20 protein-coding genes are annotated in these 23,816 nt (G+C 44.7%); 18 read left to right on the forward strand and 2 right to left on the reverse strand.

Going from position 1 to position 23,816, the window contains the following annotated elements; all coding sequences use genetic code 11:
• The first annotated feature begins 26 nt into the window (after positions 1–26).
• Positions 27–1,310, forward strand: coding sequence for a tyrosine-type recombinase/integrase (locus tag L5M40_RS12750; RefSeq protein ID WP_172590299.1), 1,284 nt, complete (start codon positions 27–29; stop codon positions 1,308–1,310).
• Between the two features lie 224 nt (positions 1,311–1,534).
• On the opposite strand, the gene L5M40_RS12755 is transcribed toward L5M40_RS12750, so the two are convergent.
• Positions 1,535–2,629: a hypothetical protein gene (locus tag L5M40_RS12755; RefSeq protein ID WP_172590298.1), complete on the reverse strand. Its 1,095-nt coding sequence runs from the start codon at positions 2,627–2,629 to the stop codon at positions 1,535–1,537.
• Positions 2,630–2,703: 74 nt separating this feature from the next.
• Here L5M40_RS12755 and L5M40_RS12760 point away from each other — a divergent pair, with 74 nt between their 5' ends.
• A complete protein-coding gene (locus tag L5M40_RS12760) occupies positions 2,704–2,835 on the forward strand; it encodes a hypothetical protein (protein WP_263256718.1) in 132 nt (43 codons plus the stop codon).
• 298 nt (positions 2,836–3,133) lie between these two features.
• Here L5M40_RS12760 and L5M40_RS12765 read toward each other — a convergent pair whose 3' ends face one another.
• Complete coding sequence (locus L5M40_RS12765; protein ID WP_172590297.1) at positions 3,134–3,520, reverse strand: hypothetical protein; 387 nt, start codon at positions 3,518–3,520, stop codon at positions 3,134–3,136.
• A gap of 467 nt (positions 3,521–3,987) precedes the next feature.
• On the opposite strand from L5M40_RS12765, the gene L5M40_RS12770 reads away from it, so the two are divergent.
• The 16 genes from L5M40_RS12770 to L5M40_RS12845 all read left to right on the forward strand — a co-directional run bounded on the left by L5M40_RS12770 (position 3,988) and on the right by L5M40_RS12845 (position 23,748).
• Positions 3,988–4,407: a hypothetical protein gene (locus tag L5M40_RS12770; protein ID WP_263256719.1), complete on the forward strand. Its 420-nt coding sequence runs from the start codon at positions 3,988–3,990 to the stop codon at positions 4,405–4,407.
• A complete protein-coding gene (locus L5M40_RS12775; RefSeq protein WP_263256720.1) occupies positions 4,391–5,026 on the forward strand; it encodes a restriction endonuclease subunit S in 636 nt (211 codons plus the stop codon). Before L5M40_RS12770 ends, L5M40_RS12775 begins: the two co-directional genes overlap by 17 nt.
• Entirely contained in the window at positions 5,026–6,549 is a 1,524-nt protein-coding gene (locus L5M40_RS12780; RefSeq protein ID WP_263256721.1) for a type I restriction-modification system subunit M, read from the forward strand. The genes L5M40_RS12775 and L5M40_RS12780 overlap by 1 nt, the downstream gene beginning before the upstream one ends.
• Positions 6,539–7,795, forward strand: a complete 1,257-nt coding sequence (locus tag L5M40_RS12785; protein ID WP_263256722.1) for a restriction endonuclease subunit S — start codon at positions 6,539–6,541, stop codon at positions 7,793–7,795. Before L5M40_RS12780 ends, L5M40_RS12785 begins: the two co-directional genes overlap by 11 nt.
• The gene (locus L5M40_RS12790) at positions 7,795–8,028 is read left to right on the forward strand and encodes a DUF2188 domain-containing protein (protein ID WP_263256724.1); all 234 of its coding nucleotides are present in this window, start codon (positions 7,795–7,797) and stop codon (positions 8,026–8,028) included. Before L5M40_RS12785 ends, L5M40_RS12790 begins: the two co-directional genes overlap by 1 nt.
• 7 nt (positions 8,029–8,035) lie before the next feature.
• A complete protein-coding gene (locus L5M40_RS12795; protein WP_263256725.1) occupies positions 8,036–9,337 on the forward strand; it encodes an SMODS domain-containing nucleotidyltransferase in 1,302 nt (433 codons plus the stop codon).
• 7 nt (positions 9,338–9,344) lie between these two features.
• Entirely contained in the window at positions 9,345–10,001 is a 657-nt protein-coding gene (locus tag L5M40_RS12800) for an SLATT domain-containing protein (protein ID WP_263256727.1), read from the forward strand.
• Positions 9,998–13,291 (forward strand): type I restriction endonuclease subunit R, encoded by a 3,294-nt coding sequence (locus L5M40_RS12805; protein ID WP_263256729.1) that lies wholly within the window; start codon positions 9,998–10,000, stop codon positions 13,289–13,291. Before L5M40_RS12800 ends, L5M40_RS12805 begins: the two co-directional genes overlap by 4 nt.
• 5 nt (positions 13,292–13,296) lie before the next feature.
• Complete coding sequence (locus L5M40_RS12810) at positions 13,297–14,049, forward strand: M48 family metallopeptidase (RefSeq protein WP_263256731.1); 753 nt, start codon at positions 13,297–13,299, stop codon at positions 14,047–14,049.
• Between the two features lie 115 nt (positions 14,050–14,164).
• On the forward strand, positions 14,165–16,042 hold the full coding sequence (locus L5M40_RS12815) for an ATP-dependent nuclease (protein WP_263256733.1): 1,878 nt from the start codon (positions 14,165–14,167) through the stop codon (positions 16,040–16,042).
• Entirely contained in the window at positions 16,039–17,772 is a 1,734-nt protein-coding gene (locus tag L5M40_RS12820; protein ID WP_263256734.1) for a UvrD-helicase domain-containing protein, read from the forward strand. The genes L5M40_RS12815 and L5M40_RS12820 overlap by 4 nt, the downstream gene beginning before the upstream one ends.
• Before the next feature lie 101 nt (positions 17,773–17,873).
• Positions 17,874–19,742: a P-loop NTPase fold protein gene (locus L5M40_RS12825; protein ID WP_263256763.1), complete on the forward strand. Its 1,869-nt coding sequence runs from the start codon at positions 17,874–17,876 to the stop codon at positions 19,740–19,742.
• Positions 19,742–20,578: a hypothetical protein gene (locus L5M40_RS12830; protein WP_263256736.1), complete on the forward strand. Its 837-nt coding sequence runs from the start codon at positions 19,742–19,744 to the stop codon at positions 20,576–20,578. Before L5M40_RS12825 ends, L5M40_RS12830 begins: the two co-directional genes overlap by 1 nt.
• Positions 20,575–21,840: a Qat anti-phage system QueC-like protein QatC gene (gene qatC, locus L5M40_RS12835; protein ID WP_263256738.1), complete on the forward strand. Its 1,266-nt coding sequence runs from the start codon at positions 20,575–20,577 to the stop codon at positions 21,838–21,840. Before L5M40_RS12830 ends, qatC begins: the two co-directional genes overlap by 4 nt.
• Positions 21,837–22,592, forward strand: coding sequence for a Qat anti-phage system TatD family nuclease QatD (gene qatD, locus L5M40_RS12840; protein WP_263256740.1), 756 nt, complete (start codon positions 21,837–21,839; stop codon positions 22,590–22,592). The genes qatC and qatD overlap by 4 nt, the downstream gene beginning before the upstream one ends.
• Positions 22,593–22,890: 298 nt before the next feature.
• Positions 22,891–23,748 carry a WYL domain-containing protein gene (locus L5M40_RS12845; RefSeq protein WP_172589579.1) on the forward strand — a complete coding sequence of 286 codons (858 nt, stop codon included), beginning with the start codon at positions 22,891–22,893 and terminating at the stop codon, positions 23,746–23,748.
• Positions 23,749–23,816: the final 68 nt, after the last annotated feature.

A 23,816-nucleotide genomic window follows, 5' to 3' on the forward strand; every position in this document is an offset into this window, starting at 1 on the left:
AGATATTTTACAAGGCCGAGCTTTCTATGATTTTTTATAAAAAAACAGATGAAGATTGTCAAATTCTAGGCAAATTTAAAAAAATTGTTGCTAGTGACATTCCCGTATTTTTTGACAGTAATGGTATTATTGAAGAGGTAAGCCATTATTTAATGTATAAATCTCTCAAAGATACCGATGCCACTACTTCGGTTAAAACATATGCAGACCAGCTCCAGACTTTCCTCAGGTTTCTTGACGAGAATGGAAAGAGATTAACATGGAGAGATGTGACAGATAGGCATTTAGTTGAGTTCAGTAATATCAAAACAGGTGAAGGTAAAAAAGCCGTTTACGTGGCTGGAGTTTTACAAACTGTTTTTTCATTTTATGTTTGGGCTGAGCAAAAGCAGTATATTCGTCAACATGTTGCAATTTATGGGGAAGACAAGAGCTACGCAATATCGGCAAAACGATCAAAAAAAGGATGGACATGGCCCTATCTGCCGGAAGGTCACTCTAAATTACGGCCTACGCCAACCAATGAAGATCTAGAGCGGTTGCATGCAACGACCATTGAAGAGTCAGAATACGTCGGCGTGCGTGATTCTCTTATATTCACAATATATGAACGAACAGCACGCAGAATGGAAGCATTACAGATCAAAGTATCAGATGTACCAGACTGGGACACAATTGAGCAATATCAGAGAGAAAACAAAATATTCTATGTTGAGGTATTAGGTAAACGTAACAGGGTCAGGGATCTCGAGTTTCTTCCTGAGACGATGGAGTTGATTAGAGGCTATATAGAGACTGAACGACTTGAGGCTGTCAAAGCAGCTAAAAAAAGAGAGCGGTTTTATAAGGAACCACCTGATCTCTTCGTCGGTGCTACAACGGGCAGACCATTAAATAAAGAGTACATCTCACGTCGCTTATCTGGATTGATGAAAAAAGCTGGTGTAAAGGGAACTGGTCACCGAGTTAGAGCTAAGGGCTTAACTGACGTAGTCGCCGCATTTGACGGGTATGATGACAGGGGGCAACCAAAATCTGCTCAAGATGTGCTGATAAGAGCTGCTGAAAAGGCTGGTCATTCAAATATCGAATCGTTGAGACCCTATCTGGCGCTTTCGAGAAGCGAAGGTATTGCAGCGAAATTGCACAATTTTGAATTGCTCAGGTCTTTAGAGATAAAAATACAAATGCGCAAGAAAAAACTGGCTGAAATGGACAAATCGAACGCTTTATTTGAGGCTTTGACAAAAAATGTTGATTTTGAGAATGAACTCTTGAAGTTTTTACAGGATTACAAAGACAACAGCTAATATGGATATTGTGCAATCGTACGAGAAAATAACGATTGCTTGTTGGCTTTTACTTTCAACGATGAAAAGTGACATTTAACAATGTTTGTGAGGCTGTTAATAATTCTGTGTTAGGTTAATTTCACCGATTGCCGAATCTTTGCGAGGCAGTTCACTGAAAGCGGACCTTGCTTAATGTAGTGGTAAACTTGGGTGACTTTTTGTAACCAATGCTTCTGCAGCATTTACTGACTTGGAAGGCATGTGGCCGTAATACTATTTAGCAATGGATGAAGTGATTTTTTATTGGCTAAAATATTTAACACTAGTGGTGCAAGTTCAATTAGTTGCATTTCATAGTGGTCTTTTTTGCCGTCAATTGGATGAATGTGACATTTCGCAAGTTCACTTCTTACAATTGATTCAATCCGCAGTGCATCACCATTTTCAGGCCGCGAGTTCAGTGCAATAATCACCCCTAAGTCGTCAGCCTTTACACGTTGGTTACTGCGATCCGCACTGCCGATTTTGGCGATTTTATGCGGATAAACATTTTTGATGTAAAAATAGGGGCTTTGGCGTATCTCTGAAGTTAACTTCTCGACATATTGGATGTTTTTAATGAAACCTACAGACGGTAACCATGCTCGAATTTGTCGAGGGCTCTTCAAATCCTGCAGACAGAATTCATGAATGATTAATTCTAATGCAGGCTGATTGATAGCATTAGGTTGAAATGATGATAATGTTCGGCCCAGGTATTTGAGTAATCGACCATGACGTACAGGAGTATCGTGCGACACCGGAGCCTGAACAATAAGGCTAGGATATTGACTTAATAAATTTAATAGTTTGGGAGAGGGCCAGTTTCGTTTATCGCCCACTTGGTAATCGCCATTTGCGCTCCACTGTTGATATAAAATATCGCGGACAGAGATCCCACGGTGTTCCATGAGGGTTCTTAATGCCTGAGAAGGAGCTCCGGGTGTTGGAGATATCACTAATTCGCTATTTTCGGTCAGTTTAACCTTACAATTGATTCCATTTACGACCGGGAGAGATAGTTTTTTGGCAACTACCCCAACTATGTCAACCCCATGTTGTTTATAGGTGCACAAATTTGATGCAGTGAGTTGCTCACCAGTTAATAACTGTATGACGTCACAAATCAACCTGCTGGATATGCAGTTTAAGTACGTTTTTAACCCAACTGCTTTTGAAATTCTGTTGGTTAGGTATTCGCACAGTGCTTGATAGCGCAAAACTGATCGCTCTATCTCTAGCCTATCGCAGACAATTTGCCATTTGGTATCGTCACCAGATATGTAATCACTAGTCATTGCAATATGATCGGCTCTGCGTGCTGTTTACGAACGTACATAACCACCTCTGGACAGAAATTAGTGGCTACACTATGGTCACTGATAAAAATGGATGCTATGTGCATGGCCTGTTTGAATCTGAGGGATTGTTCGAACTGATAAATTATTCCCTGTATGCGATTGTCGGTACGGATATTCAGAATGGTCTCTATGGCGTTAAATAAATATTGGAATGACATACTTGATGAACGGATTGGCCATATCTCTGACGTATGTGGATACAAACTAATCCCAAGCATGATTCCAGAGATTGGGCATCCACAATCTGCAAAATATTGCAACACTGCTTGAGATATCGGACCTGGAGCATTTAGATTAATAGTATTGAAATGAGTTTTTGACCAAGTAAAAAGTTCTCCGTCAGTTTGATGCATTTGCACCAGAAATTCTCTCTCGCAGTCTTGTTGTATATCTGTAGGAAGTAAACCGGTAAATTCAACATGGCAATGGCTCGTCATAATGTCACTGCTCCTGTTTTGTATTTTCAATGAAGCAGGTACCTTGCATTAATGCTGGCTCGTCTAGCTGGATAATTAATGATTGCCATGGCATGAGTATCAGGCGATGTCCCAGCACCTCGATAAGGTTGATAGATGAATCATTTGCGTTTGAGCCAAGTTCGTATGAGCTGGCCAAAATGAGACTATTTGAACCATCGATGATGATAGCAGTCCACGAAGAGCCACTTTCAATTGAGAATTTCGTTTTTGCGATTGTAACTGGACCGTTAATTCCTCGATGGAACGCTAACCATTTTGAATCCAACAGGATTATTTCATGAGGCCAGTCACCAGGTAGCGACGGCAGTGCAATGAGTGCTTCTTGGACCATGTTAGACATATTTTCCATCTAGCTATCCTCAGAATATGAGCCAATATATTCTCAGTATAGATGAATAATGCCAATGTCAAATCAAAATGATTCGACATTTTTGTCGCGTGCACTTTTTCATAATGTGATCTTTCAATCTCCTGTCTCTGAGAGAATTAGACCGGTATCCATCAGTTGGCTCTGCTCAAAACAAAAGGCATGGTTTGTTTTCGCATGCTCAAATAGCATGTTGTACGACCCAGTAAATTCAATTCCAACCAACAAATTACTCTATCCAAGTGCTTGCAGATCAAATCTTTCAAAGGATGATAATAGAACACGAAGCTACAGTAGGTGGATTACTGCAAAATATCGATTGACTTTGCAGTAATAATACCTGATTATTATATCGTAGCTTAGCTACTGCATAAAAAGTTTAAGCAATAGGTAGTTGCCTAAAACCGAAAGCTAAACAAAGAGAGGTTTAACACAAAGGAGGAGATCCCATGAAAGATTATCAAGTCGATACCACGACGCAAGATGTCACTTTAGTCGGAATTTGTTTTTTTTCAGCAAGTAACGTCACTAATGTTACGAATGCTGGGCTGGAATCTACAATTCCAGCAGTTCATATAGAAACTGCCAAACCCAAATATCCATTCCCTAACCCTAAGCAAAGTAACATAAGCCAGAATGGATATTCTTTTTGTACAAGCCAAAGGGTTATAGAAATCTACAAAAAAGCTACAGGCAAGAATCAAAAGAGACTTACAGAATTAGTAGAGCAATGGTTTATCCAAACAGCCAAACAGAATAACTGGGAAGAAGCGATATTTATAAATGATTGTTCAGCAAAGGGGAAAAAAGCAGGTTGCATGCTCCGAGTAAAACCAGAAGCGGGGTTGCCTTATGCCGCAACGCACTAACCTCGTAGCTCTTAGTGAAATCGCTGAGATCCGCTCAGGGTTTACTTTTCGTGAAAAAGTTGAAGAAGTATCAGCGGAAGAAGGTAATGCTCATGTTGCCCAAATAAAAGATGTGCGCGCTGTTTATGAATCAACAAATAGCTCAGTTTTAAAAGCCTCTCAGTTACCTTGTATTAACTGGGAAGGAAAGGATAAAGCTTTTGCTGAGACTGAAGTCGTATTACTCCCCGCGAGGGGGGCTCGCGGTGGCTATTTTCGTGCATCAATTTTAAGTGACGATCCAGATGCACTGTATCCGGTTGTAGTCAGTAGTCAATTTTTGATTATCAAACCAAATAATAACGTGCTCCCAGCATTTCTATGTTGGGCACTCAATCAGAACTCTATTCAACATGCGTTAAGTGACGGTGCGGCTAGTCAAGGCACGAGCATCGTTATGTTGAGTGCCAAGATAGCAAGCGAGCTAAAACTCGAAATTCCTTCAATAGACATTCAACAAAAAATTTTACATTTGAACGAATTATGGGAACATGAACAAAGGCTTACACATGCTCTCTTAAAAAATCGAGAACTAATGATGCAAGGCATGTTTAACCAACTTCTAAAGGACGCGAATTAATGAACGACAAAATCAACCAAGACAGCATCAACAAAGCACTTTGGGCGGCTTGTGACGTATTCCGTGGCACCATCAGTGCCGATACCTACAAAGACTTTATCCTAACTATGCTGTTTTTGAAGTACATCTCAGATGTATGGCAGGACCATTACGACGCTTACAAAGCAGAATACGGCGATGAGCCTGAACTTATCACCGAGATGCTTAAAAACGAGCGTTTTGTATTGCCGTTAGGGGCAAGCTTCTACACTCTTTTTGAACAACGCTACGAACCCGGCAATGGCGAGCGCATCGACCAAGCCCTGCATGCCATTGAAGAAGCCAATGGCACCAAGTTAAAAGATGCGGGTAAGAGCGTGTTCCAGGACATCTCCTTTAACACTGACAAACTAGGCGAAGAGAAGCAAAAAAACACTATCCTGCGCACACTGATGGAAGTGTTTGGCAAAGATGAGCTGAACTTAAAACCAAGCCGTGTTGGCACCTTAGATGTGATTGGTAACGCCTACGAATACTTGATCAAAAACTTTGCCGCCAGTGGTGGCCAAAAAGCCGGTGAGTTCTATACCCCGCCTGAAGTATCCGATTTGATTGCTGAACTGTTAGATCCGCAGCCAGGTGACAGCATTTGTGACCCAGCCTGCGGCTCGGCGTCATTATTGATGAAATGCGGCAGCAAAGTGCGCACCAATCACAACAGCAAGCAATACGCCCTGTATGGCCAGGAAGCTATTGGTTCAACCTGGTCATTAGCCAAGATGAACATGTTCCTGCACGGCGAAGACAACCATAAAATCGAATGGGGCGACACTATTCGCAACCCCAAACTTTTGGATAAAAACGGCGACTTAATGCTGTTTGATATCGTTGCAGCCAACCCGCCATTTTCTTTAGATCAATGGGGACACGACGAGGCCGAGCACGACAAATACAGCCGTTTCCGCCGTGGCGTGCCGCCAAAAACGAAAGGCGACTATGCCTTCATTTTGCACATGATTGAGACTTTGAAACCCAAAACTGGCCGAATGGGTGTTGTGGTGCCGCATGGCGTATTGTTCCGTGGATCTACCGAAGGCCAAATCCGTCAAAAGCTGATTGAAGAGAATTTGCTGGATGCCGTGATTGGCTTACCAGAGAAACTTTTTTACGGCACCGGTATTCCAGCTGCGATTTTAATATTTAAAAAGTACAAAACCACCACAGACGTTATTTTTATTGACGCCTCCCGTGAATTTAAAGCCAGTAAAAACCAAAACCTATTAGGCGAAGACAATATCCAGAAAATTGTTGAGACTTACCGCAATGATCAAAACGTCGATAAATATGCGTATGTCGCCAGTATTGATGAGCTCCGCGACAACGACTACAACCTGAATATCCCACGATATGTCGATACCTTTGTAGAAGAGGAAGAAATCGATCTGATCGCGGTGCGCACCGAGCGTGAGCAGCTGAAAGCGCAACTGACTGAGCTGGAAACCAAGATGGCGAAGTATCTGGAGGAGTTAGGATATGGTGCCTGAAGATTGGAAAGTTAAGCAACTAGCTGACGTATGTCGGAAGCAAATTTCTTATGGAATTGTTCAGACCGGCGAGCATCAGCCAAACGGTATTCCATGCCTTCGAGTTGTTGATCTAACTAAAGATGAAATCCAGCTAGAAGGAATGATAAGAACAACCGTTGAAATACATGAAGCTTATCGAAAAACGATTTTGGAAAAAGATGAAATCGTTATGGCTTTGCGTGGAGAGGTTGGTTTGGTGCGCTTAGTAGACGATAAGTTAGTTGGGGCGAATATTACAAGAGGATTAGCACGGATATCAGCTAAACCACATTTAGTATCCCCTGAGTTTTTGTTGTGGGAGTTACGTTCTCCGAAATTCAGAGCTGATTTAATGCGGCGTGTGGGTGGATCTGCATTACAAGAGATTTCGTTGTCGGAGTTGAGAAAAGTTCAAACACTTATTCCCCCACTTACCGAACAAAAGAAAATAGCCCAAATCCTATCCACTTGGGATAAGGCTATCACCACCACTGAACAATTGCTTGCCAACAGCCAGAAGAAGAAAAAAGCTTTGATGCAGCAACTGCTCACCGGCAAAAAGCGATTTGGCCATCAGCTTGGTTCTTACGAATTCAAGAATACAAGATATGGAAAAATTCCCGCTGACTGGTCGTATCCAGCTATAAAAGAAATCAGTTCAAATGTTTCAGAAAAAAATGCGCAGGGTACAGATTTACCAGTTCTCTCTTGCTCTAAATACGATGGCTTTGTTGACTCACTAAAGTACTTTAAAAAGAAAGTTTATAGCGAGGATACATCCGGCTATCGGGTTATTCCGAGAGGTTGCTTCGGTTTTCCATCGAACCACATTGAAGAAGGTTCAATTGGGCTTCAGAATTTGTACGACTTTGGCCTTGTCAGCCCAATTTATGTGGTGTTTAAAGTTAACAGCCGCAAAGTGGACGCAAAATTTCTTTATTCACTACTAAAAACAGAACATTACAGGCAGATATTTTCTGCAGCAACAAACGCTTCAGTAGATCGTAGAGGGAGCTTGCGCTGGAAAGAGTTTTCGGCAATTCATGTCCCACTCCCTCCGCTCGAAGAACAACAAAAAATCGCAGCAGTTCTCTCAATGGCAGATAGCCAAATAGCAGTATTCCAACAAAAGCTTGATGCACTAAAGCAAGAGAAAAAAGCCCTGATGCAACAGCTTTTAACCGGCAAACGCCGAGTAACAATCAATGAAAAGGAGGTTGCATAATGGCTAAAGGAAAAAATCAACATGTAGTGCCACACCCAGATGGTTGGGCTGTAGTCGGTGCAGGCAACTCAAAAGCGACGAAAGTCACCAAAACCCAAAAAGAAGCTATTGCTGTAGCCGAAGAGATTGCACGTAACCAGCAGTCAGACACCAAAATCCATGGTACTGATGGAAAGATCCGAGCTGGCAACAGCTATGGCAACGACCCTCATCCACCAAAAGATACGAAGTGAGGTAGCGATGTCAGTAGCTGATATGTTTAAGGACTTTCTGAACAATCTGAAGGTAGATAACTACGCTCAAATTTCTCTGCGTTATGGCGAAATTACGAAAAGTTTGAATAAAAAATTTCGTGACACTGAGTCTGATACAGCCAATACCTTGCAGGTTGGATCTTATGGGCGATATACCGGTATCAAGGGTATTTCTGATTTAGATATGCTCTATATCATGCCTAAAACTCAGTGGGACACCTATAAAGACGGAAAGCAATCTCAGCTGCTAATAGATGTGAAAAACGCCATCTTAGCAAGATATCCAAACACGGATGTCCGTGTAGACAGGCTTGTCGTTACAGTGACTTACACAAATTTCCATATCGAAGTTCAGCCTGTTTTTGAAAAAACAGACGAAGACGGGAATAGCTATTTTCATTACCCAGATACCTATAACGGTGGCAGTTGGAAAAACACTAAACCACGTCAGGAAATGGATGCCATCAAGGATCTGAACGACAAAAAGAACAAAAATTTGCGGCTGTTATGCAAAATGGCACGAGCATGGAAGAACAGGCATGGTGTCGGAATGGGAGGACTGTTAATCGATACCCTTGCATATAACTTCATGAAATCAACAACTTACTATGATGATAGAAGTTATCTATATTTTGACTTTTTGAGCCGCGATTTTTTTAAATATTTGGCCGATGAATCTGACAAAGATCATTATCAGGCGCCAGGAAGCAACCAAGATGTAAAAGTTAAAAAGAAATTTCAAAAACAGGCAAAAGAGGCTTATGACACCTGCTTAGAGGCCATTAAAGCCGAAGGGCAAGATAGTGCCAATAAAAAATGGCGGAAAGTTTTTGGTAGAAACTTCCCGAAAGCTGCGGTTGTTCAAGAATCAGTATCAAAAGCTCTGAGAGCATTTCGCAACACCGAGGAATTTATTGAAGACCAGTATCCAGTGGATATTCGGAGCAATATCAAGATCGATTGTACTGTTTATCAAAATCAGGGACTGCCCCGTAGTCTGCGAGCCATGCTAGCTCAGGGCTTTAATATCAGTAACAACAAACAGTTGATTTTTAGGATCACAGAACACGATTTGAAAGGCCATTTCTCTGTTAAATGGAAGATCCTTAATAAAGGTGATGAAGCAGAAAAAAGAGACTGTATCAGAGGTCAAATTGACATTCCCAACTACGAAGCAACATCCAGAAAAGAGACTGCTGACTTTGCAGGCGTTCACTTGGTTGAGTGTTATGCCATTCAAAGTGGCGTTGTTGTTGCCCGTGATCAAATTCAAGTTCCGATTTTGTGAGGCCTAAATGAACAAGTCTGACTTACTAAAAAGCATTGCCCAAAAAGGTTATGACGTCGGCTTCGGTGCCAAAAAGCACTTTGCGACTTACGACATTATTGAGAAAACACCAGGTTTTATAAGTTTTATTTCTATGGCTGTAGGCGTATATGCTCTGGTTATAAAAAGCCTTTCAGCCGAGTTAATATCCGCGACATTTATTGTCTTGGGTATTGTCGGGCTATATATCAATTTGAGCGACCACAAAAAAGCAGAGTATGAGAAATCGGGCAGCGCACTGACAAAAGACTTCAACGAGCTAAAAGCGCTTTATCTTGAAGTTAAAGGGTCTCCCGACGACGCACCGCTTTCAGAGTACCAAAAGCGGTTAACCGAAATAGAAAACCAGTTTTATGACAACTCAATCTCCAAGCAAATTATGTTTAGCAATTGGTACGCTCATTATAAATTTTTCTGGGAACATCAAATTGACTGGATAGATGAGCAGCTTAAATTCCATTTTTTAAGGGATAAAATCCCTTTGTCATTTATGTTTGTGCTAGTTCTGATGTCCGCGATTTTAATTGCACCTTGCATAAAAACATTGTGCAAGCCATGTACTCCGGATAGTCCTCAGGTACAAACAAGTCCACTACAGCCAGCTGACAAAAGTGAACAAAAATGACGTCTAATCTCCCAAAATTTCAGGAAGAATACAGTGCAAAGCTCCCTGCACTGGCGTTAATGACTAACCTTGGGTGGTCGTTTTTATCTCCTGACGAAGCACTGGCCGCTCGCAGTAGTAAACAAGATGAAGTAGTCCTACGGCAAATTTTGCGGAGCGAATTGCAAAAACGCCGCTTTACCTTTGCCGGTAAAACTTACCCTTTGTCTGATAAAGCTATCGATAACCTAGTTGCTGAAGTATGTAGCCCTGCCCTTAATGAGGGGTTGCTGAATGCGAATGAGCGCTTGTACAACCATCTGTTGTATGGCATTTCGGTCACAGAGTTTGTCGATGGCAAAAAAGCAAATCCGACTATTTCACTGATTGATTGGCAGACCCCAGCGAATAACAGTTTTGTGTTTACTGAAGAGTTTTCAGTGACCAAAGCCGGTGGCATTGAGAGCCGTAGGCCAGATATTGTCTGCTTTGTGAACGGTATTCCGTTGGTGGTGATTGAGGCCAAACGCCCCGATGGTTACGCCTCTAAAGGGTCAAAAAAAGGCCCAACTATTGACGAAGGGATTTCACAGAGCCTACGTAACCAGCGCCATGACGAGATCCCTCTGCTCTTTGCCTACAGCCAGCTGTTGCTTTCTATAAATGGCAATGAAGGGCGTTACGGCACCTGTGGTACACCACAGAAGTTCTGGGCGGCGTGGCGCGAAGAAGACATCTCTGATGCTGAGATGTATACCCTAAAAAATAAAAAGCTGACACAACAGCAATTAGGAACTTTGTTTAGCCACCGGCCTGCAGCAGATTTGGACTGGTATCAAGGCTTGTTGGCTGGTGGAGAGCTAGCGGTCACAGGCCAAGACCAGTTGCTGATCAGCTTATTAAGCCCTGCACGCTTGCTCGAAATGACGCGCTATTTCACCTTGTTTGATAAAAAGGCGGGAAAGATTGTTGCGCGTTATCAGCAGGTGTTTGGCATCAAGCGACTTATTGAACGTATTAATACCCGCAGCAGTTCTGGTGGCCGTGAAGGCGGTGTGATTTGGCACACGACTGGTTCTGGCAAGTCATTTACTATGGTGTTTTTAAGCAAAGCGCTGATCTTGCACGACAGCTTGAAACAATGCCGAATTGTAGTGGTGACTGACCGTGTAGACTTGGAAACCCAGCTCAGTAAAACCTTTGCCTCTGGCGGTGAGCTGGCCGCGAAGAAAGACAAAGAAGCGGCAATGGCTACCTCGGGTAAACGCCTTGCAGAACAGATTGGTACTGGCACTGAGCGTATTATCTTCTCGCTGATCCAGAAGTTTAATAGCGCCACAAAATTGCCAGTATGCATCAATACCAGTGCGGATATTATTGTGTTGATCGACGAAGGCCATCGTAGCCAAGGCGGTGAAAACCATATTCGCATGAAGCAAGCATTACCGAATGCGGCATTTGTGGCATTTACTGGAACGCCACTCCTTAAAGACGACAAAACGACCAATAAATTTGGTCCTATTGTGCACGCCTACACCATGCAACGGGCGGTCGAAGACCAGACAGTTACCCCGCTCTTATACGAAGAGCGCATCCCTGATTTAGATGTGAACGAACGCGCTATTGATAGCTGGTTTGAGCGCATTACTGCTGGGCTTTCTGACGAGCAAAAAGCCGACTTAAAGCGCAAGTTTGCCAAAAAAGGCCAGGTATACGGAGCAGAAGACCGTATCCGCTTGATAGCGCTTGATATTGCCAACCACTTTGATAAAAACATTGAAGAAGGCCTGAAAGGCCAACTGGCATGTGACAGTAAAGCATCAGCTATTAAATACAAAAAGTATTTAGATGAAGCCGGTTTGTTTGAATCGGCTGTCGTGATGAGCCCGCCAGATACCCGTGAAGGCAATACCGACGTCGATGAAATGGCAGCTCCGGAAGTCACGCAATGGTGGAAAGCCAATGTCGGTAATCAGGATGAACAAACGTATACCAAGCATCTGATTGAACGCTTCGACAAAGATGACTCGTTAAAAATGCTGATTGTTGTCGACAAACTACTGACCGGTTTTGACGAACCAAAAAACGCCGTGTTATACATCGATAAGCCACTAAAAGAGCACAATCTGATCCAGGCCATTGCTCGAGTGAACCGCCTACATCCGCTGAAAAAGTTCGGCTTGCTCATCGATTACCGTGGCATTCTTAGTGAACTTGATACCACTATTCAGAAATATCAGGATTTAGCCTCCCGTACTCAAGGCGGTTACGACATTAACGATATTGCGGGTCTCTACAGCCAAATGAGTACTGAGTACAAACGCTTACCTCAGCTCTATAAACACCTATGGACCATTTTTGATGGCGTTAAAAACAAGAACGACATCGAGCAACTACGCCAAGTTCTGATCCCTAAGATTGAAGACCGGCATGGTGAGTTGGTTGATGTAAACCTGAAAGTTCGGGAAGACTTCTACGAAGCACTGACTGCTTTTGCCAGTTGCCTAAAAGTCGCATTGCAATCTGCCACCTTCTTTGAAGACAAAAGTTTTAGCGATGATGACCGGCGCCATTACAAAGAAACGGTGAAACAATTCTCCAGCTTGCGCCAATTAGTTCAGCAGGATGCTGGTGAAAAAGTGGATTACGACCAGTACGCCGAACAAGTGAAAAAGCTGCTGGATAAACACGTCGTTGGTGTTGAAGTGAAAGAACCTGGTGGCGTGTATGAAGTCGGCAAAATGGGTCAAAAGCCTGAGCCAGAGGATTGGAACGAAGATAAAACCCGTAACGAAACGGATATTATCAAAACTCGGGTAACTCGAATGATTGAGCAAGAGTTACGAGACGACCCTTACGCGCAAGAGGCCTTTTCGAAACTACTACGCCAAGCTATCGAAGAAGCTGCCAAACTGTTCGATCACCCACTGAAGCAATACATGTTGTTCCGCGAATTTGAAGAACAGGTTAAAGAGCGCCGACTCAGCGATATCCCTGATACTTTCAGCGGAAACCACCATGCTCAGGCTTACTTTGGTGTCTTTAAGAAGATATTGCCGGAAGCGTTCGCCATTCAAGATCAGCAGGTTCAAGACAAGTGGGTCAAATTAGCCTTTGAAATTGACGAATCAGTGACCACTTCGGTTGCAGAAAATTCGATTAATCCGCAGAACATTGAAGCTGATATCCGGAAAAAGCTCCTTCCTCGCATGTTTCAGGAATGCAAAGCGATTGGCGGTGGTATGGACCAAGCGAAGAAAATCGTCGAGATGATAGTGCAAATTACACGCGTTGGGTTGAGTGGGTCTTAATTAAAATGAACGTCCCAATTCGGCCAGCTTCAGAATCACTCGCATTTTACTATGGTGATGAATTAATCAGCATAGAGCGAGTGCTTCGGTCTCAAACTGCAGGAAAAGTACTGATTAAAGTGCATCCGGATTGCCGTGTTGTGGTATCAGCACCTGCTGAAGCCAGCAATGATTCTGTACTATCAGCCGTTAAAAAGCGTGGCCGTTGGATCTACGAACAATTACGTGATTTTAAAAAGCAGCTTGAACATACAACACCACGCCAGTATATCAGCGGTGAGAGCCATTACTACTTGGGTAAGCAGTACCTGCTCAAAGTTGTTGAAGCACCTGATCAGGTTCAAGGCGTGAAGTTACTGCGCGGCAAGATAGAGGTGACGGTACGGGCGAAAAGCTCTGGCAAAGTGAAAGAGTTGCTCAGCGACTGGTATAAAACACGAGCTAAAGAGTTATTTAGCAAGCGGTTAGATGCCATGTTAGAACAAACCCTTTGGGTCAACGACCGGCCACATCTTCGCACCCTGACTATGCAAACCCAATGGGGCAGCTGCTCTCCAAGTGGCAGAATTACCTTAAATCCCCACCTTGTCAAAGCGCCACGCGATTGTATTGATTACGTGATATTGCACGAGCTTTGCCACATCGCCGAGCACAACCACAGCGAACGGTTCTATCGTTTAATGAACCAGGTTATGCCGCAATGGGGAAAAACCAAAGAGCGGTTAGATGGCATGGTTACTTTGTTGATTACAGACTAACGAACCTTGCTTGATGAAAAAACGAATGGCCGCAATTAAGGCTAGCCTTGCATTATCGATACTATTAAAGTTGTAGTGATTGCAATCGACAATAATAACTAGGAAAGGGACCTTCATGTATCTCGCTGAGCTCACGATTAAGAATTTTCGAAAATTGCGTGAGGCCAAGCTGAAATTTCAGCCTGGTTTGAATGTATTGGTCGGTCCAAATAACGTGGGCAAAAGCGCTGTAGTAGATGCTCTCAGGACTCTTCTTGCAGGACATGATGAACTCTACCCTCGGCTCGATATCTCTGACCGACATCGACCAGTCGAGGGAGAGCCTAGTGGCGATATCAACTTCCATTTTGTATTTAGAGATCTGAGCCTCGAAGATGAGGCGGATTTCATTGCTGCTCTTAAGCCGTGCGATGATCATACCATGGAAGCGCATATCCATGTCCGCTACACCGATTTGGATCAGACGGGACGCTTCAGAGTGAAACGTTGGTGCGGCGATCATCAAGATATTTCGCTTACCTCAGATATGATGGAAAACCTTAGGGGTGTATATCTGCAACCTCTACGGGATGCTGCACAGGGGCTTCGGCCTAGCCGTAATAGTCAGCTATCTCGGTTGCTTCATTTGCTTACCGATGACAAGGGGCGCGAAGCTATCAATTTGGCGTTGAAGGAGCTTGACGAAACGCTTCAACAGAATCCATCCATCCAAAACACCCATACCGCAATATCTTCTCGGCATAGCTCAATGATGGGCGAACAATTGGCGCAGGAACTTGCTGTTGGTCTCTGCACCACGGATTTTCAGCGGCTTTCTGCTCGGCTTGCACTTACGGTTGACTCTTTGGAAATAGAGCACAATGGGTTGGGCTTCAACAATCTGATTTACATGGCGGTAGTGCTTAGCGAGTTGGCCAAGAATCCTGACGCGGCTTACCGGAGCTTGATTGTCGAGGAACCGGAAGCACATTTGCATCCCCAATTGCAACGCGTTCTATTAAATTACCTCGCAGGTGTGCCTACAAGTGAGGGTGAAAAACCTGTGCAACTGTTTGTCACCAGCCACTCACCTAATTTTGCCAGTAATTCAAAACTCGAATCTCTTGTGTGCTTGGTAGAGAACGATACTGGCGTGGAGACTTTCTTCCCTCGCGAGATCAAATTTGCTAAGGGAAAGCGAGAAAAACTTGAGCGCTATCTGGATGTTACTAGGGCTGAACTTTTTTTTGCTCGCCGGGTGATTTTTGTCGAGGGGGCTGCGGAGCTCATGTTGGTAGACGCACTCGCCAAACTAATGAAACTTGATCTCCGGAAGTTTGGGGTCAGCCTGATCAGTGTCGAGGGGCTCAATTTCGATTCTTTTTTGCCGCTATTTGGTGAAAAAGGCCTACGAATCCCCGTCGCTGTCGTGACGGATGCCGACCCCTTCGAAGAAGAAGAGGTCGAGGTCCCGGCAATAGGCAAGCTGGATGAGGAAGGGATTGAGGATTTGCTTGCCGAAGCTGCGTATTTGGAAGAAACAGACGCGTCTGAAGAGGAAGAACCGGTCGATGAGGCGGTTAAGAAGAAAAAAGTTAAAAGGAAAGAGGTTTATCCATCGTTAGGAGATAGTGTGAAATTGTCTGGTAACACCGTCAAGATGAAGAAGTCGGAGGATGCTTTTGTGAAGGTATTCCACGGTGTGAAAACCCTGGAATACGACTTGGCACTGCTTGCAGCGAACCGCGACCCAATGCTTACTGCGTTAGCCGATCCACATCCACAAATCTCGAAAACACTACGTAAGATCGTGGATGCTCAACCAGACAACACTGAGAAGGCTAAAGCGCTGTTTTGCGGGATGTTCGAACGCAAAGATACTAGAAGCAATGTACAAAAGGGGCGATTCGGCCAGGCCTTTGCTGAGCAAATTGGCAAAACGCCAGGGTGTGAGGTTCCTGATTATCTTAAAGCAGCGATTCGGTATGTATGCCAAGACGCGGTCAAGTCATGAAACTCTCAGAAGAGCAGAACGAAGTAATAAATGCACCGTTGACGTCTATCGCTGTCACGGCATGCGCTGGTAGCGGAAAAACTGAAACGGCCATTAGGCGCCTGATCGCTGTCCGGCAGAAAATGGGGAAAAAACGTGGGCGTGTTGTGCTTTTGTCCTTCTCTAATGTTGCGGTAAATACATTTAACAAGGGATACACACAGCTCGCCTCAGTATTCCCTGACGATGCCAGTCGTAAGCGCGTGGAAGTTGCGACACTTGACGGTTTTTTCACTCAGCACATATTACGCCCTCATGCTTACCGGACGATGGCAGCGACTCAATCTGCATATTTAGTGCTGGGCTCTGAATCTTTCCTTAATAGCTTTCAATATTGGCCTGATGAGGGCAGACCTCTGCCGATCAAAGACATCAATGTTGGCATACAGGATGGAAACATTTTCTTCTTCAGCTATGCCAATCAACGAATAGAGAAACTTGATGTTGTTAAGGCTCGAAATACTGTCAACCGTTTGGGGCGAACGGGAGCCTACACTCATGAACTTGGCCGATACTGGGTGTATCAAACTTTGGTTAATCAACCTTCTGTTCTGCGGGCTCTGGCTGCCCGTTATCCCCAGATTCTGGTCGATGAGTCTCAGGATCTTGGGGCAATACATCAAGCAATTTTGGAATTGCTAATCGGTGCAGGAGTCCAAGTTTCCCTCATCGGAGATATAAACCAAGGTATCTATGGCTTCTCTGGCGCAGATGGCTCTTTCTTGCACACCTATACGGATCGTGCTGATGTGACGGGCTACAAACTCACTCGCAACTATCGCTCCCTTCCTTCGATAATTAATATAGCCAACTCACTCTGCGGCCGTCATGATAAACCAGATAGGCAAAACGAAAAAGGTGGAGCGTATTTCATTGGATATAAGGACTCACAGCTTTCCAATCTGTTTGAATTATTCAAGGCGCATATCGATGAATTAGGAATGTCACATCAGGATGCCGTGATTCTCAGTCGAGGGGCAGATCGGGCGGCGAAACTTGCGGGGAAAACTGCTCCACCTGGGCAAGGTACGATAGCAATGTTCGCTGAGGCTTCGTTGCTGCGAGATCAACAGGGTCAGTATCAGGAATGCTATAGGCTTGTATGCAAAGCAGTCGTCGGGTTGCTTGACAACCCTCCGAATGGGCTAAGCTCAAATTTGCTGGGAGGACCTCATGAAACGTGGATGCTGGGGCTCAGAAGATTGCTGTGGTGCTTTTGTCGCAATGCCGAAACAGGACTGCCATTGTCTGAACTTGTCGCTAAAACAGAGTGGCATTCACAACTTAAAAATAATATCAAAATTCTTCTCGCGACCATCGAGAAGCAATATGGGCTATCTCCGATTGGTACTGTTGGCAATAAATTGGCGAAAACTGGGTTGACTAGCGAGCCCCTCACTGGAGCTATAGCGGCTCAGAAAAATGACCCCGGAATTAGGGTGGAAACGGTTCATCAAGTGAAAGGCGAATCCATAGGAGCTGTTTTATTTGTGGCAAAGAAAGCTAATATCCAATCGTTACTTTCAGGTACAAATGACGAGGAAGGTCGGATTGGTTATGTCGCTGTCACTAGAGCGAAAAACTTATTTTGGCTAGCAGTGCCTCATTCAAACCTAAAAGAGTTCCGAGAGGAGCTGGTTGAAACTGGGTTCATAGAATTAAGTATTTCAACATTAGTTGTAAACCACTAAGTTTCTAATTGAAATTCGGTTGTTCTGCCGTTATCTTGACTTTAAACATATGTGGCAATCAAATTGCTTTTGCCACTCACCTAGAAAATGGATTTTAAGTGATGTGGCATGACAACGAGACAGTAATTGATTACCTGAATTTCGCTGTAGTTGCTGATGCATGCGTAAGCATGCTGACGCAAGCCGATGGTGAGCCTATTTCCATTGGTGTTTCCGGTGGATGGGGGGCTGGTAAATCGTCTTTGGTTAAGATGATTGAAGCTCGTCTGAAGCTCCTCCCCGAAGCAGATCAAGCTGGCAACAAGCTATGCAACAAATTCGTTGTCCTCACTTTCAATCCATGGTTGTATCAAGATTTCGAGACAGCTCGTAGCGCACTGCTTCAGATTGTAGGTGATGAGATTGTTCGGCTTGCCAAAGATAACCAGACCATCGCGGATAAGGCTACTGAGCTATGGCGTCGCATCAATCTACTTAGGATTGCCCAGTTGAGTGGTGAGGCCGCACTGACAATGTCAATCGGTATTCCAATAGGAGCGCTAGGTAAAACCTTCAACAGTATTGTAGGCTTCTTCTCCTCACCGGAAAAGCCGAGTGAGATAGCAGTAGATTCTGAAAGTATTGTGTCCGCAGCCAAAAGTTTGCTGAAGCCAAGTGAGCCGTTCTCCATGCCGGCGCACATTCAAGCTTTCCGGGACACCCTCGAGGAGCTTCTTACCGAACTCAAAATCACTTTGGTGATTTTCGTTGACGACTTAGATCGATGCCTCCCTCAAACAGCTATTTCAACACTCGAATCTATTCGCCTGCTGTTGTTCATTCGTCGTAGCGCTTTTGTCGTTGCGGCAGACAATGATTTCATAAAGGCCGCAGTAAAAGTCCATTTCGATGGCGCTGGAATTTCAGGCGATGTGGCCACCAATTATTTTGACAAGCTCATTCAGGTGCCGCTTCATGTTCCGAGACTGGGCCTCAATGAGGCGAAAGCTTATCTGGTGCTGCTTCTGTTGGAACGCGAGGCCAAGGTCGGTTCACTCAATCTTGAGCAATTTGAAAGAGCACTTGAGCTCATTCCTGCAAGATTACGAAACAGTTGGAAAGGCGAAACGATTAATCAAGAGTTTCTCTATGACCTTGTCGGAACAAACGAGGCTCTTCGGAGCTTGATGAACCTTGCTGAAGGATTGGCATCACTACTCCATGGCTCGTCAGCGGTTAATGCCAATCCTCGGCTTATGAAACGCTTCCTCAATACGGTATACCTACGCGAGGCCCTTTCAGCACCTCAAGGGATCAAGCTAGATATTGCTGCATTGGCGAAGTGGCATCTTCTTGAACGCTGTGATGAGTCACTCGCAGAGGCTATCGCTGGTCAAGTACATTCCGACAATGACGGCCGAGTGCAGATCCTTGCTGACGCAGAAGACGCTGCCACTAAACAAGGGGATTTACTACCCCCCTTCAAGAGCAATTCCTTCACACGACAGTGGCTTCAATTACCCCCCCTACTCGGCACAGAAGATCTTCGTCCACTGCTGCACCTGAGCCGTGATTCGGGCACTCGTGACTTTGGTGATGACAATATGAATCCTGACTCACGCAAGCTTCGTGACGCACTGAAAAACGCAACAAGCGGACATCAATCCCTCACGGATCTCATGAACAAAGTTGGTCCTGACCAGACAGAACTCGCGATGACTAAGGCGTGGCAGAGTTGCAGTAATGCCCGAACTTGGAGGCGAAACGAGGAAATCGTAATGCTCGTTGAGTGCTGCAAGACCTTTCCAGTATTAGGGAAGAAAGCTGCCGGTCTGTTGGAGCAAGCGCCCCTAAAACAAGTTGGTCCCGGCATCATACCAACCTTAGGAGCTCAGCCCTGGGCACGAGAGATCTTGGAACGTTGGGCGGATTTAAACGAACTATCAAAGCCCACAAAGGCAGCGATTGAAAATCTAAGGAAGAAACACTGATGGGGACTTCAACATCAAGTAGTGGCGGCCGTGCAGGCTCTCCTTTTGACCCTGAATGGCTAACTCCAGACCAGACTGCACCAAGCTCAGTCGGTGGTGGAGGGGAACAACCTGGCTCTGAACAAAATGGCTCCGGCGATGTACCTGACAATAATGTTACTCCCGTGCCTGAAAGCGTCTTAGCACCGAACCGTCGTTTTGGTCCCGCACGTTCGAAACTAGGTTCTTACCTCCGAAATGGCAACCGAGACGATCTACGTGATGCAACTCGGAGTATGGTGTCAAAAGGTATGGGTGGGGCAAGCCGCGCAGCTTCCACCATGCGCAGCACCGCTCGGGGGGCAGGTGTACTAGGCCAGTTCCTTGCGGCAGCTCGGGATGGCACTGACCAACGGGTTACGGACTGGGTAGCCCACTGTAGGTCGGCCAATCTTTCCGCGTCTGACTTGGCGCTTGAAGTTTTAAAAGAGGTGATCTCAGGAGCTGGCAGTATTGACGAAGAGTCTCTGCGTGACGCAGGTACAGAGGCTCTAGCTAAGCTTTACGAAAACCACCCAGATGTTGATATTTTTGATCTGACAGATGCTCAAATTGCCGATGTGATCGGACTGACGATTTCGAACCAAATCTGTCAGCGTATAGATATGCAACTTGGCCAAACCTACGAAAAACTCAAGCATGATCCAGTCCAGATCCAACTACGCCGAGCTGACATAAAGGAATGGGTATGGGCGGAAGTACGGGTTGTTCTGGAAGAAAAAAAAGCCATCCATACAGACCCAAAGAGTTTGGCACAGTCAGTACTTCAATCCGCCATGCAGGTATTTGCCGAATGAACAAAATTTTGTGCTGCAAAGTTGAAAGCGTTCCGCCACAACTTCAAACAAACGAGCGAGTGTTCTCATATTTCAAGAGTGCCAAACGAGATGGTGTCGGCACAATTGCCAACCTCTGGCCTAGAGCATTGAAACGAGCAGGATTCCAGCCATCAACGGAGGTCTGGGACTTTGTTCAGTTTTGTCTTGCTGTTTGCAGTGCCGACTTAGCTAGTCCCAGAAACACCAGTGCAGATGGATGGACTCGTACTATCCAACTCACCGTTGGGCTTTGTGATCCTCAACGATGGGGGCATCTTAAGCCGCGTCTTGAAGAAATGTTGAAGGTTTTAACCGGCGACTATTGGACCCTGATATTTAATGATGCAGGGGTTGAGCCGCCTCAGGGAGATGGGGCCTACCTTCAGAATGATTGCGTGTCTTTACTATCAGGTGGTCTCGATAGCCTGATTGGTGGCATTAATTTGGTCACAGAAGGCAGGTGCCCTCTGTTTGTCTCACAACTTGCACATAAAGATTCGGAACGGCAGCGGCGTTACGCAAGTTTGCTGGCAGGTACGGGCTCACATTATCAATGGAGCCATGGTATTAGCTTCAAAGGTGCACGAGAAGCGTCCACTCGAGCTCGCTCTTTGGTCTTCTACGCATTTGCCGTGTTGGCTTCGACGAAGGTTAATCTCCCGAAGCCTCCGATCTACATCCCTGAAAACGGATTTATATGCATCAATCCGCCATTAGTCCCCGGCCGTGTATCAAGCCTGAGTACTCGAACAACTCACCCTCTCTTTATTGATATGCTTCAAGGTGTGCTCGACCAACTTGGAATATCTATAGAGCTTATTTTGCCTTACCGCTTCAAAACCAAAGGCGAGATGATGCGCGACTGCCTTGACCAGAAGCGATTGAAAGAGCTAGCTTCAGACTCTACAAGTTGTGGACGCTTCAGGACTTATAATCGTCAACATTGTGGCCGCTGCGTACCTTGCTTGATTCGTCGAGCTGCTTTCTTAGCCTGGGGACCAGGGACAGACACAACTAACTATCGTTTCCCATCTGTACTGGGCAGCGATAAATCTGGTAACCCTGATGATCCGATGGCAACCGCTCTTGCTGTGCTCGAATCAAAGCAAAGAGGGCTAGATCGATTCTTGGGTGGCACACTGGCCTTCTCACCTATTGAGGATCGGCCACGCTATCGTCGAGTTCTACAACAGGGACTTGCGGAACTTGAAGCTGTCCTTGTTCTGGACCAGTTGCTTTGATCGATTTCCATTGTCATTTAGACCTCTACCCCAACGCCAGGGAGATACATGCCGAAACTCTGAGTCGTAACGCTTTCACGTGGCTAGTAACAACAAGCCCGAAGGCCTTTCTGGCAACAAGTTCCGTGCTTGGACATCACGAAGCAATGTTGATCAGCCCAGGCCTTCACCCTGAGCTTGTTGAGGAGCGTTACCAAGAGTTGGATCTCTTATTAGAGCTGATCGATGGTGCAACTGCTGTCGGGGAAATAGGTTTAGATGGTTCTAAACGTTACGCCTCTAGCTACTTGAAGCAGAAGCAAGTATTTTCAGCTACGGTAAAGCGATGTCATGATATTGGTGGACGAGCACTCAGCATTCACTCAAGGCAAGCGGTTACAGACGTATTAACACTACTCCGAGAGTATCCAGACCACGGAATCCCTGTACTACATTGGTTCACTGGAACGATATCAGAGTTGAATGCCACAATAGCGCAAGGTTGTTGGTTCAGTATTGGCCCTGCAGCTTTTAATTCTGCATCAGGGAAAGCATTGGCTAAAAGACTTCCGAAGGACAAAGTCGTTTCTGAAAGCGACGGTCCATTTGCGAAGTTAAATGGTCACTCTGTTATGCCGTGGGATTTTGATATTACAGTTAGTCTCCTTAGTGATGCTTGGTCAATGCCTTTTGACGAAGTGCGACACCAAATTACATATAATTCACTGAATCTGTTGAGTCAAATCGGTTTTTCAATGGGAGTTGAAAATTGATGTGATAGGTATGCTCGATTCAGACTTGGTACAGCGATTAGTATGAATCATTATTTTCGAGCATGCCTAAATTGAACCGGTAGAATCCGTGTAACTTGCTTGTTAAGTACATGACAGAACCTTCCCTACACGTGCTCCTTACTATCCACATGGCTTGAAGCGAATGACAAGAAAACTGGTGGATGCTCAGCAGGCTGGGATAAATTTTACAGAAAGGTTACAGGGAATATTAAGAAGATGACAGTTAGAGCACCTGTGCTGTATATTTTTTATAAAATAACAAAAAAGTTGGGTTCCATTGAAAATTTTCTCACTTGATGAGCTGCCGTTGACACAAAAAGACCGTCTGGAGTTCATTGATTTTTCATTAGAGTTTTATGGTAGAGTTAGCCGACAGTGGCTGAGTAAATGTTTGCAACTGGCTACAGCCAGTTGCACTAGAGATATTGCCCTGTATCGCCAAATAGCATCTGATAACTTGGAGATGAGGCATCAGGACAAAGCGTTCTATCGAACTGATAAATTCACTGCTTTGTTTGTGCATACCCCTCAAAAATCACTGGCTAACCTAGCGCGTTTTTCTTTGCAGGAGTCAACGTACTCACGAGCCAGCCAGAATACGTCTAAGTTCATGTTTGATAACTGGCTATTGTATCCAGATATGGAAGTCACGGCAGCCGTTAACCGAGCAATTGTTAGTCACAGTGTTGTCGAGATTGAGTATGAGTGCTTGAATGCTGGTTCAATGGCCACTGAAATTGTTCCATTCGCAATTTTTCATGGTTATTGTGGTTGGTATGTGCGAGCTTACGATTTTTCTGTGTCTCAATTTTTAGATTTTTCGCTGTCTAGAATGAACTCGGTGGCGCAGTCTACACGACCAATTTCAATGTCAGACATACCTGTAGATACAATGTGGAACACTATTGTTGAACTTGCATTTGAGCCTCATCCGTCAGTAATAAATAGACGAGCAATTGAGCTGATGTATGGTATGTCTAATGGCTGCTTAATATTGGAAGTTAATGCGGTTGTTGCAGCTCACATATTGAAGCGCGAAAATGTTGCGTTGTGCAATAATAATGTTCCCCTCCCTAAAAGAGTGCTCAATTTGAAAAGTGAATTGTCATTTGATCCGACACTAGATGAATTATGAAAAATTGCATTTTGTTACTACAAATTTTTATGATGCTAGTGAGCAACAAATTGTAAGGCAGATTCTGT

This window comes from Shewanella sp. SM68, assembly GCF_025653925.1.
Lineage (GTDB): Bacteria > Pseudomonadota > Gammaproteobacteria > Enterobacterales > Shewanellaceae > Shewanella > Shewanella oncorhynchi.